Origin of the sequence: Pseudomonas sp. FIP_A4 (assembly GCF_036701605.1) — a bacterium.
In the GTDB taxonomy this organism is placed as follows: domain Bacteria; phylum Pseudomonadota; class Gammaproteobacteria; order Pseudomonadales; family Pseudomonadaceae; genus Stutzerimonas; species Stutzerimonas phenolilytica.
In genome coordinates this window covers 235,288-247,892 of the sequence record NZ_JAYDXP010000116.1, presented here as the reverse complement: position 1 = coordinate 247,892, position 12,605 = coordinate 235,288, and the positions used below count along the sequence as shown (strand labels likewise).

10 protein-coding genes are annotated in these 12,605 nt (G+C 62.3%); 1 reads left to right on the top strand and 9 read right to left on the bottom strand.

Annotation, left to right across the window (positions count from 1 at the left end; translation table 11 throughout):
• Positions 1-110 precede the first annotated feature (110 nt).
• From nqrM to U8L64_RS04925, 9 genes are all read right to left on the bottom strand, one after another.
• The gene (nqrM, locus tag U8L64_RS04965; protein ID WP_043299348.1) at positions 111-344 is read right to left on the bottom strand and encodes a (Na+)-NQR maturation NqrM; all 234 of its coding nucleotides are present in this window, start codon (positions 342-344) and stop codon (positions 111-113) included.
• Positions 341-1,264 carry an FAD:protein FMN transferase gene (locus U8L64_RS04960; protein WP_234303425.1) on the bottom strand — a complete coding sequence of 308 codons (924 nt, stop codon included), beginning with the start codon at positions 1,262-1,264 and terminating at the stop codon, positions 341-343. The genes nqrM and U8L64_RS04960 overlap by 4 nt, the downstream gene beginning before the upstream one ends.
• A 105-nt stretch (positions 1,265-1,369) precedes the next feature.
• The gene (gene nqrF / locus U8L64_RS04955; RefSeq protein WP_043299346.1) at positions 1,370-2,593 is read right to left on the bottom strand and encodes an NADH:ubiquinone reductase (Na(+)-transporting) subunit F; all 1,224 of its coding nucleotides are present in this window, start codon (positions 2,591-2,593) and stop codon (positions 1,370-1,372) included.
• 13 nt (positions 2,594-2,606) lie between these two features.
• The gene (gene nqrE, locus U8L64_RS04950) at positions 2,607-3,215 is read right to left on the bottom strand and encodes an NADH:ubiquinone reductase (Na(+)-transporting) subunit E (RefSeq protein ID WP_008570687.1); all 609 of its coding nucleotides are present in this window, start codon (positions 3,213-3,215) and stop codon (positions 2,607-2,609) included.
• On the bottom strand, positions 3,215-3,889 hold the full coding sequence (locus tag U8L64_RS04945; RefSeq protein WP_175415042.1) for an NADH:ubiquinone reductase (Na(+)-transporting) subunit D: 675 nt from the start codon (positions 3,887-3,889) through the stop codon (positions 3,215-3,217). Before U8L64_RS04945 ends, nqrE begins: the two co-directional genes overlap by 1 nt.
• Positions 3,886-4,671, bottom strand: a complete 786-nt coding sequence (locus U8L64_RS04940) for a Na(+)-translocating NADH-quinone reductase subunit C (protein WP_043299343.1) — start codon at positions 4,669-4,671, stop codon at positions 3,886-3,888. The genes U8L64_RS04945 and U8L64_RS04940 overlap by 4 nt, the downstream gene beginning before the upstream one ends.
• Positions 4,664-5,875: an NADH:ubiquinone reductase (Na(+)-transporting) subunit B gene (locus tag U8L64_RS04935; protein ID WP_043299342.1), complete on the bottom strand. Its 1,212-nt coding sequence runs from the start codon at positions 5,873-5,875 to the stop codon at positions 4,664-4,666. The genes U8L64_RS04940 and U8L64_RS04935 overlap by 8 nt, the downstream gene beginning before the upstream one ends.
• 3 nt (positions 5,876-5,878) lie before the next feature.
• Positions 5,879-7,216 carry a Na(+)-translocating NADH-quinone reductase subunit A gene (locus U8L64_RS04930; RefSeq protein ID WP_333394488.1) on the bottom strand — a complete coding sequence of 446 codons (1,338 nt, stop codon included), beginning with the start codon at positions 7,214-7,216 and terminating at the stop codon, positions 5,879-5,881.
• Between the two features lie 331 nt (positions 7,217-7,547).
• On the bottom strand, positions 7,548-8,999 hold the full coding sequence (locus tag U8L64_RS04925) for a glyceraldehyde-3-phosphate dehydrogenase (RefSeq protein WP_043299338.1): 1,452 nt from the start codon (positions 8,997-8,999) through the stop codon (positions 7,548-7,550).
• Positions 9,000-9,158: 159 nt separating this feature from the next.
• On the opposite strand from U8L64_RS04925, the gene mfd reads away from it, so the two are divergent.
• Positions 9,159-12,596: a transcription-repair coupling factor gene (mfd, locus tag U8L64_RS04920; protein WP_333394486.1), complete on the top strand. Its 3,438-nt coding sequence runs from the start codon at positions 9,159-9,161 to the stop codon at positions 12,594-12,596.
• Positions 12,597-12,605: the final 9 nt, after the last annotated feature.

Sequence of the window (12,605 nt, the reverse complement as noted above, 5' to 3'; positions counted from 1 at the left end):
GCGCCGCTGTCAACAAATTCGCTGAACGCCGGGCAGAGGCGACCCTACGCGTTGGCGCGGTAGCCAGCGCATCCGTACGGGCGAGTACCTGGCAGCGCCCGCAAGCACAATCAGCGCTTGGCTGCGTCGTAAGCCAGTGCCGCGTTATCGCCGCGACTCTTGCTCGCCTCGTTCACTTCTTCACATTTCTCGCGACTGCCGCCGCAGATCGAACATTCTTTCTCGATGCCCAGATTGGCGATGCCACCGCAGGAACCGGCAATCGGCTTGCGGCCCATGATCACACCGATGGCCATGCCAGATACCACGAGCAGCATGAACAGAAATACCAGTAGCCAGGTCATTGCTTTGCTCCCGCACCGATGACTTGTTCGAAGCGATCGGTGCTCTTGGTTACGAAACCCTGTCCTTCGCGAATCACGAAGAACGCGGCGATCCGATGCTGGCTGGCGAACTCGAAACCACGCTCGGGCCCTAGCACCATCAACGCGGTCGACAGACCATCGGCCTGCAAGGCCGAACCGTCGAGCACCGTCACCGACGCCAGCTTATGCTCGACCGGACGCCCCGTCTGCGGGTCGAGCGTATGTGAATAACGCTTGCCGTCGCGCTCGAAGTAGTTGCGGTAGTCACCCGAAGTGGAAATTGCCAGGCCATCAAGTTCAATGACCTGCTGGGCAACGCGCTGATCGTCACGCGGCGCCTCGATAGCGATCCGCCAAGGTGCGCCATCGGGCTTGCGCCCCTGTGCCTTGAGTTCGCCGGTGATCTCCACCAGGTAGCTGCTCACACCGAGCTCCTGCAGACGCTGCGCCACTCGGTCCACGGCATAGCCAGCAGCGATGCTGTTGAAGTCCACTTCCACAGCGGCGTTCTTGCATAGCTGCTCGCCTTCGATACGCAGGTGTTCGTGACCGACTCGCTGCATTACCTCGGCGATCTGTGCCTCGCCAGGAGTCTGCTCGACACGCCCTTGCGGACCGAATCCCCACAGGTTCAGCAGCGGTTCGAGGGTCAGGTCGAAAGCGTCATCCGTTTGCTGTGACAGTTGCTCGCCAGCCTCGACCAGCAACCGCACGGCGGGCGGCATCACTTCGCAGCTGCCGGCCGGCAGCGCATTGAAACGCTCGATATCGGAATCGGCACGGTAGGTGGAGAGTTGCCGGTCGAGTTCCGTCAGGATGTTCGAGGTTTCCCGCTGCAGTGTCTGTTTGTCCGCCACGCCACTGCTGCGCACGTACTTGATCGAAAAGGTACTGCCCATGGTCGGGCCGTCGAAGGACTCGATCTTGTCCTGAAACAGGCAGCCCGTCATCGTCGCCGCCAAGGCGACAGCGATGACGGGCTGCAGTATCGCTCGGCTCATGTGCTAGCCGCCGAAGTCGTCGAGCAGGATATTCTCCGGTTCGACTCCCAGCTCGGTGAGCATCTTGATTACCGAGGCGTTCATCATCGGCGGGCCGCACATGTAGAACTCGCAGTCTTCCGGCGCCGGATGATCCTTGAGGTAGTTCTCGAAAAGGACGTTGTGGATGAAGCCGGTCGGCCCCTGCCAGTTGTCTTCGGGCAGCGGATCGGACAGTGCCAGGTGCCACTGGAAGTTCGGATTGTCCGCCTGTAGCTGGTCGTATTCCTCAACATAGAAGGCCTCGCGCATCGAGCGCGCGCCATACCAGAAGCTCATCTTGCGCTTGGACTTCAGGCGCTTGAGCTGATCGAAGATGTGCGAACGCATTGGCGCCATGCCCGCGCCACCACCAATGAAGACCATCTCGGCATCGGTATCCTTGGCGAAGAATTCACCAAACGGACCGTACACGGTCACCTTGTCGCCGGGCTTGAGGCTGAACACCCAGGAGGACATCTTGCCCGGCGGGATATCGTCACGTCCCGGCGGTGGCGACGCTACCCGGATGTTGAATTTGACCAGGCCCCGTTCTTCCGGGTAGTTGGCCATCGAATAAGCGCGGATAGTGGTCTCGTCGACCTTGGAGACATAGCGCCATAGATCGAACTTGTCCCAATCGGCGCGAAACTCCGGCTGAATGTCGAAATCCTTGTAGCGCACGGTGTGCGGCGGACATTCCAGCTGCACATAACCACCAGCGCGGAAGTCCACGTTCTCGCCTTCGGGAAGCTTGAGCGTGAGCTCCTTGATGAAGGTGGCGACGTTCGGGTTCGACTCGACCGTACATTCCCACTTCTTCACGCCGAAGACCTCCTCCGGCACTTCGATCTTCATGTCCGCCTTGACTGGCGTCTGGCAGGACAAACGCCAGCCCTCGCCAGCTTCGCGCCGGGTGAAGTGCGACTCCTCGGTGGGCAGCATCTCGCCGCCACCGCTCTCGACGATGCACTTGCACTGCGCACAGGTACCGCCGCCGCCACAGGCCGACGACAGGAAGATGTTGTTGGACGCCAGCGTCTGCAGCAGCTTGCCGCCGGCAGGCACAGTGATGGTGCGCTCGCCGTTGATCTCAATGCTGACATCACCGCTGGAAACCAGCTTGGCGCGTGCCGCCAGGATCATCACCACCAGCGCGAGCACGATGGCGGTAAACATGCCGATGGCGAGGAAAATTTCGTAACTCATCTGCATCCCGTCCTTAGAGCTGTACGCCAGAAAATGACATGAAGCCCAGCGACATCAGCCCGATGGTGATGAAGGTGATTCCCAGACCCTGCAGGCCATCCGGTACGTCGCTGTACTTGAGCTTCTCGCGAATGCCCGCCAGCAGAGCGATGGCCAGCGCCCAGGACAGACCTGAGCCGACCCCGTAGACGGTACTTTCCGCCAGGTTGTAGTCACGCTCGACCATGAACAGCGAGCCGGCCATGATCGCGCAGTTCACCGTAATCAGCGGCAGGAACACGCCCAGCGCGTTGTACAGGCTGGGCACGTACTTATCGAGCAGCATCTCGAGGATCTGCACGATCGCGGCGATCACGCCGATGTAGCTCAGCAGGCCGAGAAAGCTCAGATCCACGTCCGGCAGTCCGGCCCAGGACAGGGCTCCGGCCTTGAGCAGGTAGGTGTAGATCAGGTTGTTGGCCGGTACGGTAATAGCCTGCACCACGACCACCGCGATGCCCAGGCCGATGGCGGTTTCCACCTTCTTGGAAATCGCGATGAAGGTACACATGCCGAGGAAGAACGCCAGCGCCATGTTCTCGATGAACACGGCGCGCACGAACAGGCTGATGTAGTGCTCCATTAGTAAGCCTCCTTGTTCGAGACTTGCGGTGCCATCCGGTAGGTCGGCTTCTCGACCTGCTCGGTGCGCCAGCTACGGATGCCCCAGATGATCAAGCCGATCAGGAAGAACGCCGAGGGCGGCAGCAGCAGCAGTCCGTTGGGCTGATACCAGCCGCCATCGTTGACCACCGGAATGATGGTGTAACCCATCAGCTTGCCGGCACCGAACAGCTCGCGGATCACGCCGAGCACCAGCAGCATCGCGCTGTAGCCCAGGCCGTTGCCAATGCCGTCGAAGAACGACAGCACCGGTGGGTTCTGCATGGCGAACGCCTCGGCGCGTCCCATCACGATGCAGTTGGTGATGATCAGACCGACGAACACCGACAACTGCTTGGACAGACTGAAGGCATAGGCCTTGAGGATCTGGTCCACCACGATCACCAGGGAAGCGATGATCACCATCTGCACGATCATGCGGATGCTGCCCGGAATCTGCGTGCGAATCATCGAGATGAACATGCTGGAAAACGCCGTCACCAGCGTCAGGGCGATGGACATCACCACGGCGGTCTTGAGGTTCGAAGTGACCGCCAGCGCCGAACAGATGCCGAGGATCTGCAGGCCGATCGGGTTGTTGGCGATGATCGGGTTGATCAGAACTTCTTTGACTGTAGGTTGCGACATGCTCAAGCCTCCCCGGCGCGCAGGTTAGCGATAAAAGGACCGAATCCGTTCTCGCCCAGCCAGAAATGCAACAGGTTGTTTACCCCGTTGCTGGTCAGGGTTGCCCCAGCCAGGCCGTCCACTTGGTGATCGGCCTTCGGACTCTGCGGATCGACGCTGCCCTTGATGATCTGGACAGCCAGCTTGCCATCGTCGAACAGCTCCTTGCCTGGCCACAGGCCACGCCATTTCGGATTGTCGACCTCGCCGCCCAGACCCGGGGTTTCGCCATGCTGATAAAAGCCCAGACCGGCGACGGTATTCAGGTCACCCTTGACCGCCATGAAGCCATAGAGCGTCGACCACAGCCCATAGCCGCGGACTGGCAGGATCAGCGTATCCAGCTGGCCGTCCTTCTCCACCATATAGACGATGCTGTAGTGCTCGCGGCGCTTGATCGAGGCGATGTCCTGCTCCCCCGGCAGGGATGCGGACAACGCCGGATCCTTGGCAGCAGCCAGCGGGTCGAAGTCCTGCGCGTCGAACTCATCGCTGAACTTGCCGGTTTGCAGATCGACCAGTCGGGCCACGATACGCTCGCCGTACAGGGCCCGAATCTCTTTGGCGGACATGTTGGCCTGACCGAGACCGGCGATGGCAAGGATGCTGCGCTGCTTGTCCAGCAGCGCGTTCTGCTGTTGCGTCGGCCGCAGTGCGACCGCGGCGCCCGCGACGAACACCGAGCAGACCAGGCAGACCAGCAGGGCCACCGTCAGCGTGCGCGCGGTGGATTCTTTTTTACTAGACATTGCGCGCCAGCCTCCGCTTGATATTGGCCTGGATGACGAAGTGGTCGATCAGCGGTGCACAGAGGTTGGCGAACAGGATCGCCAGCATCATGCCTTCGGGGAACGCAGGGTTGACCACGCGAATCAGTACCACCATCACGCCGATGAGCACGCCGAAGATCCATTTGCCGGTATTGGTCATCGAGGCCGAGACAGGATCGGTGGCCATGAAGATCATGCCGAAGGCGAAGCCGCCGACCACCATGTGCCAATACCAGGGCATGGCGAACAGCGGATTGCTGTCCGAGCCGATCAGGTTGAACAGGGAGCTCAGGCCGATCATGCCCAGCATCACACCGGATACGATGCGCCAGGACGCGATCTTGGTCAGTAGCAGAACTGCCCCACCAATGAAGATCGCTAACGTGCTGGTTTCACCGATCGAGCCGTGGATCGTGCCGACGAAGGCATCCATCCAGCTGATGCCGTGGTCGATCACGTTTTCGATGCCGCCTGCGTAGCCCAGGCTCAGCGCAGTAGCGCCGGCATAGCCGTCGACCGCGGTCCAGACCTGGTCGCCGGATATCTGCGCCGGATAGGCAAAGAACAGGAACGCGCGGCCGGTCAGTGCCGGGTTGAGGAAGTTCTTGCCAGTGCCGCCAAACACTTCCTTACCGATCACAACGCCGAAGCTGATACCCAGCGCGACCTGCCACAGCGGAATGCTCGGCGGTAGGGTCAAGGCGAACAGCACGGAAGTGACGAAGAAGCCTTCGTTCACTTCGTGCTTGCGAATGGAGGCGAACAGCACCTCCCAAAAGCCACCAACGATGAAGGTCACCGCATAGATCGGCAGGAAATACGCTGCGCCCTGGATGACGTTATCCCACAGACTGCCCGGATCGAACCCGGCCAGCAGCCCGGTCAGCGCGAACTGCCAGTCCGACTGCGATTGCAGCAACTCCGGATTGGCCGCGTAGATCAGGTTAGCCTGATAGCCGGCGTTCCACATGCCGAAGAACATGGCCGGAAAGGTGCACAGCCAAACGGTGATCATCATCCGCTTGAGATCAATGCCGTCACGCACATGCGCCGTGGTCTTGGTGACGCTGCCGGGGCGATAGAGGAACGTGTCCGCCGCTTCATAGAGCGCGTACCACTTCTCGTAACGCCCGCCTTTCTCGAAATGGTGCTCGATCTTGTCGAGGAATGCGCGAATGCCCATGCCTTAGCCCTCCTTCTCGATGCGGGTCAGGTTGTCCCGCAGGATCGGGCCATATTCGTATTTGCCAGCGCAGACATAGCTGCACAGCGCCAGGTCTTCCTCGTCGAGTTCGAGGCAGCCGAGCTTCTGTGCCATCTCGGTATCGCCGACGATCAGCGAACGCAGCAGCTGGGTCGGCAGTACATCGAGCGGCATCACTTCCTCATAATTGCCGACCGGCACCATGGCCCGCGGGCTGCCGTTGGTGGAGGTGGAGAAGGCGAACTTCTTGCCCGCCATCAACTTAGAGATATAGATGTTGAGGATCGAATGCTTCTCCGCACCGGCGCGCAGATAATGCAGCATCTCGCGCTCCTTGCCCTCGCGCAGGCAGGAAACCTGCTGGTGATAACGGCCGAGGTAGGCGAATGCCCCATGCGCGGTACGTCCACCGAGCAGGGAACCGGAAACCACGCGATTGCCGCCGGGCTGCAGTTCGCCCGCAGTCAGCTCGTCCAGATTGGCGCCCAGACGCGTGCGCAGCAGGCGCGGCGCGGTCACTACCGGACCGGCCAACGCAACGACACGCTCGACCGACAGGCGCCCGCTGGTGAACAGCAGGCCGATGGCGATCACGTCCTGATAGCCAATGCTCCAGACACTCTTGCTGGCGCTGACCGGATCCAGGAAATGGATGTGCGTGCCGGCCAGACCTGCCGGATGCGGACCGCTGAATGCCTCGACCTGCACGTTGGTCAGGCCTTCGCCGGGCAGCGTCGCGCTCGGCGCCTTGCACAGGAACACCTTGGCGAGCCGGGCGAGAGTCTTGAGACCGGCCTCGAAGGCGTCGGCCCGTTCAGCGATGATCAGCGCCGGATCGGCCGCCAACGGATGGGTATCGATCGCGGTCACGAAGATCGAACTCGGCACGGCATCGACCGCCGGCACCTTGCTGTAGGGACGCGTACGCAGCGCGGTCCACAGGCCGGACTGCTGCAGATTCTCGCGAACCTGATCGCTTGTCAGACCATCCAGCTGAGCGCTGCTATAGGCAGCAAAGGTCAGCTCGTCATCACCCTCGAGGTCGATCACAACCGACTGCAGGACACGTTTCTCGCCGCGGTGAATGGCGCTGACGACACCGGCGCCGGGCGCGGTGAAGTTGACGCCTGGAGATTTCTTGTCGGAAAACAGCAACTGCCCCAGCTTGACCCGATCCCCGACCTGCACGTTCATGGTCGGCTTCATGGTCGGGTAGTCGAAGCCAATCACGGCCACGCTGCGCACCGGCCTCGCAGCCTCGATACGCTGCGCTGGCGCGCCGGCTACGGGCAAGTCCAGCCCTCGTCTTATATTGATCATCGGTTTGCTTAACCACTTATTCTGAAAGCTTTTTCAGCCAAGCGACTGATAGCAAAAAAACGCCACACCGCTCGCGCCGATAGCTCATCAGCGCGACGCCATGTCACGGCCCCAAGTGAAAAATCCGCCCGATTATAGGGGGGGGGCGCGCCGACTGACCACCCGGTACCGAGCGTTTTTATCTACACCTTCGCCGCATAGCGGCAGCTCGCTTGCGTAATAAAACATCAGTGCGCGCACCACAGCCCGGCGATGCTCGGCCGTTTTTCGTTACCCCAGAAACGCGAAACGGGAGCCACAGGCTCCCGTTTCGTTTCAGCTGGCGCTGCGCTTAGCGGGGAAAGGCAGGCGGGTTGACGCCGGCCATGTCTTCCATCACGCGAACCACCTGGCAGCTGTAGCCGAACTCGTTGTCGTACCAGACGTACAGCACCACACGGTTGTCATTGCAGATGGTGGCCTCGGCGTCCACCACGCCGGCATGACGCGAGCCGACGAAATCTGTTGATACAACTTCCTGCGAGTTGACGAAGTCGATCTGCTTCTGCAGATCCGAGTGCATGGCCATCTGGCGCAGGTACTCGTTGATCTCGTCGCGGCTGGTGGCCTTTTCCAGATTCAGGTTGAGAATGGCCATGGACACGTTCGGCGTCGGTACGCGGATCGCGTTGCCGGTCAGCTTACCCTTCAGCACCGGCAGCGCCTTGGCGGCGGCGGTGGCAGCACCGGTCTCGGTAATCACCATGTTCAGCGCAGCGCTGCGACCACGACGACTGCCCTTGTGGAAGTTGTCGATCAGGTTCTGGTCGTTGGTGTACGAGTGAACGGTTTCGACGTGACCGTTGACGATGCCGTACTGATCATTCACGGCCTTGAGCACCGGCACGATAGCGTTGGTGGTGCAGGATGCGGCGGAAATGATCTTGTCGTCAGCGGTGATGTCGGCATGGTTGATGCCATGCACGATGTTCTTCAGCTCACCCTTGCCCGGTGCGGTCAGCACCACGCGGGCAACGCCCGGGCACTTGAGGTGCTGGCCGAGGCCTTCGGCGTCACGCCACTTGCCGGTGTTATCGACCAGCAACGCGTTCTCGATGCCGTACTGGGTGTAGTCCACCGAGGCCGGATCGTTGGAATAGATCACTTGGATCAGGTTGCCGTTGGCGGTGATGGTGTTATTGGCTTCGTCGATGGTGATGGTGCCATCGAACGGACCGTGCACCGAGTCGCGACGCAGCAGGCTGGCGCGCTTGACCAGATCGTTGTCGGCGCCCTTGCGCACGACGATGGCGCGCAGGCGCAGGCCGTCGCCGCCGCCGGTCTTCTCGATCAGGATACGGGCCAGCAGGCGGCCGATGCGGCCGAAACCATACAGCACCACGTCGGTGCCTTTGCGGCCGGTTGCGGTATGACGCTTGTCAGCCACTTCCGCCAGTTCCTGACGCACGAACTGCTCGAGAGTGCGGCCTTCGCCAGCCTGCTTGAACTTGGCGACCAGCTTGCCCAAGTCAACCGAAGCAGCGCCCAGGTTCATCTCGCTCATGGTCTTGAGGATCTGGAAGGTGTCATGTACCGACAGCTCGGCTTCGTCGGCGATACGGTGACGCGCGAAGCGGTGCGCCTTGAGAATGGCGATCACCGAGCGATTGATCAGGCCGCGCCCGTAGATCGAAGTCACCACGTTGTTGTTGCGGTACAGCTGACCAATCAACGGAATCATCGCTTCGGCGAGCGCTTCGCGGTCAATCCATTCACCAAGACACTGGTCGGGCTTCTGAGTCACGGGCAGTTCCTTCCAACATGTAGGGGCTGAGAAAAGGGGCTACATTATGACGGCGCACCCTAGCGCCGGCAATCTGCAGCGGACGAAACACTGACAGCCCTGCACCGCGATAGTTACAATCCCGGCGGCCTATTTTTTCGATCGGAGCCACGCCCACTCGTGTCCGTCCTGCGCCTTGCGCCCCTGCCTGCCGCCAGCGGCAAGCAACACTGGGGCAACCTTCCCGGAGCCGCGCTGAGCCTGGCCATTGCCGAAGCCGCCAGCAACGCCAAACGCTTCACCCTCCTGCTTACCGCCGACAGCCAGAGCGCCGAGCGCCTGCAGGAAGAGCTCGCCTTCTTCGCGCCCAAGCTGTCCGTGCTGCATTTTCCCGATTGGGAAACGCTGCCCTATGATCTGTTCTCGCCACACCAGGACATCATTTCCCAGCGCATCGCCACGCTCTACCAACTGCCGGAGCTGAGCCACGGCGTGCTGGTAGTGCCGATCACCACTGCCCTACACCGGCTGGCGCCCAAGCGTTTCCTGCTCGGTTCGAGCCTGGTGCTGGACGTGGGCCAGAAGCTCGACGTGGAGCAGATGCGTCTGCGCCTGGAAGCCGCGGGCTACCGCTGTGTGGATACCGTCTACGAACACGGCGAGTTCGCCGTGCGCGGTGCGCTGATCGACATCTTCCCGATGGGCAGCGCCCAGCCCTACCGCATCGACCTGTTCGACGACGAGATCGAGACGCTGCGCACCTTCGACCCGGAGAACCAGCGTTCGATCGACAAGGTCGAGTCGATCCGTCTGCTGCCGGCGCGCGAGTTCCCGCTGAAGAAGGAAGCGGTCACCGGCTTCCGCGCGCGCTTTCGCGAGCGCTTCGACGTCGACTTCCGCCGCTGCCCGATCTATCAGGACCTGTCCACCGGCATCACCCCGGCAGGTATCGAGTACTACCTGCCGCTGTTCTACGAAGAAACCGCCACCCTCTTCGACTATCTGCCCGAGGACAGCCAGGTGTTCTCGCTGCCCGGCATCGAGCAGGCCGCCGAGCAGTTCTGGACCGATGTGCGCAATCGCTACGAGGAGCGCCGCGTCGATCCGCAGCGCCCGTTGCTACCGCCCGGCGAGCTGTTCGTGCCGGTGGAGGACTGCTTTGCCCGCCTCAAGCAATGGCCGCGCGTGGTGGCCAGCCAGGAAGACGTCGAACCCGGCATCGGTCGCGAGCGCTATCCGGCGCAGGCGTTGCCGGACCTGGCAATCGAGGCCAAGGCCGGCGAGCCGTTGGGCAAGCTGCGTCAGTTTCTCGAAAGCTATCCGGGCCGCGTGTTGTTCACCGCCGAGTCCGCCGGCCGCCGCGAGGTGCTGCTGGAACTGCTCGCCCGGCTGAAACTGCGCCCGCAGGAAGTCGAAGGCTGGTCCGGCTTTCTCGGCAGCGACCAACGGCTGGCGATCACCATCGCCCCGCTCGATGAAGGCTTGCTGCTCGACGAACTCGCGCTGATCGCCGAAAGCCCGCTGTTCGGCCAGCGCGTGATGCAGCGCAGGCGCCGCGAAAAGGGTCGCGGCGACGGCGACAACGTGATCAAGAACCTCACCGAGTTGCGCGAAGGCTCGCCGGTGGTGCACATCGACCATGGCGTCGGCCGCTATCAGGGGCTGGTCACGCTGGAGATCGAAGGCCAGGCGCAGGAATTCCTCCTGCTGCAGTACGCCGACGAAGCCAAGCTCTATGTGCCGGTCGCCAGCCTGCACCTGATTGCCCGCTACACCGGCAGCGACGACGCCCTGGCGCCGCTGCACCGCCTCGGTTCGGAAACCTGGCAGAAAGCCAAGCGCAAGGCCGCCGAACAGGTGCGCGACGTGGCTGCCGAACTGCTCGACATCTACGCCCGTCGCGCCGCACGCCAGGGCTATGCCTTCAAGGACCCACAGGTCGACTACGAGACCTTCGCCGCCGGCTTCCCCTTCGAGGAAACACCGGACCAGCAGGCCGCCATCGATGCGGTGCGCGAGGACCTGCTCTCGGCCAAGCCGATGGACCGCCTGGTCTGCGGCGACGTCGGCTTCGGCAAGACCGAAGTGGCCATGCGTGCCGCCTTCATCGCCGTGCATGGCGGCAAGCAGGTCGCGGTTCTGGTGCCCACCACATTGCTCGCTCAGCAGCACTACAACAGCTTCCGCGACCGCTTCGCCGACTGGCCAGTGCGCGTCGAGGTGATGAGCCGCTTCAAATCGGCCAAGGAGGTGCAGAGCGCCATCGCGGAGCTGGCCGAAGGCAAGATCGACATCCTCATCGGCACCCACAAACTGCTGCAGGACGACGTCAAATTCAGCAACCTGGGGCTGGTCATCATCGACGAGGAACACCGCTTCGGCGTGCGCCAGAAGGAGCAGCTCAAGGCACTGCGCAGCGAAGTGGACATCCTCACGCTGACCGCCACGCCGATCCCGCGCACGCTGAACATGTCCATCGCCGGCATGCGCGACCTGTCGATCATCGCCACCCCACCGGCGCGCCGGCTGTCGGTGCGCACCTTCGTCATGGAGGCCAACAACCCGACCATCAAAGAAGCGCTGCTGCGCGAGCTGCTGCGCGGTGGTCAGGTCTACTACCTGCACAACGACGTCAAGACCATCGAGAAATGCGCCGCCGACCTCGCCGCGCTGGTGCCCGAGGCACGCATCGCCGTCGGCCATGGACAGATGCGCGAGCGCGAGCTGGAACAGGTGATGAGTGACTTCTACCACAAGCGCTTCAACGTGCTGGTGGCCTCGACCATCATCGAGACCGGCATCGACGTGCCGAGCGCCAACACCATCATCATCGAGCGTGCCGACAAATTCGGCCTCGCTCAGCTGCACCAGCTGCGCGGCCGCGTCGGGCGCAGCCACCACCAGGCCTACGCCTACCTGCTGACCCCGCCGCGCAAGCAGATGACCGACGATGCGCAGAAGCGCCTGGAGGCCATTGCCAACGCCCAGGACCTCGGCGCCGGCTTCGTCCTGGCCACCCACGACCTGGAAATCCGCGGTGCCGGCGAACTGCTCGGCGAAGGCCAGAGCGGACAGATCCAGGCCGTCGGCTTCACCCTCTATATGGAAATGCTCGAGCGCGCGGTCAAGGCCATCCGCAAGGGCGAGCAGCCAAACCTCGAGCAGCCACTCGGCGGCGGCCCGGAGATCAACCTGCGCCTGCCGGCGCTGATCCCCGACGACTACCTGCCGGACGTGCACGCGCGGCTGATTCTCTACAAGCGCATTGCCAATGCCGCCGACGAGGATGGCCTGAAGGAACTGCAGGTGGAGATGATCGACCGCTTCGGCCTGCTGCCCGAGCCGACCAAGAACCTGGTGCGCCTGACGCTGCTCAAGCTGCAGGCCGAGAAGCTCGGCATCGTCAAGATCGACGCCGGCCCGCAGGGCGGGCGCATCGAGTTCTCCGCCGATACCTCGGTCGATCCGCTGGTGCTGATCAAGCTGATCCAGAGCCAGCCGAACCGCTACAAATTCGAAGGCGCGACGATGTTCAAGTTCCAGGTACCGATGGAACGCCCGGAAGAGCGCTTCAACACCCTCGAAGCGTTGCTCGAAAGGCTCGCGCCCAGCGCATAAGGATTCCGG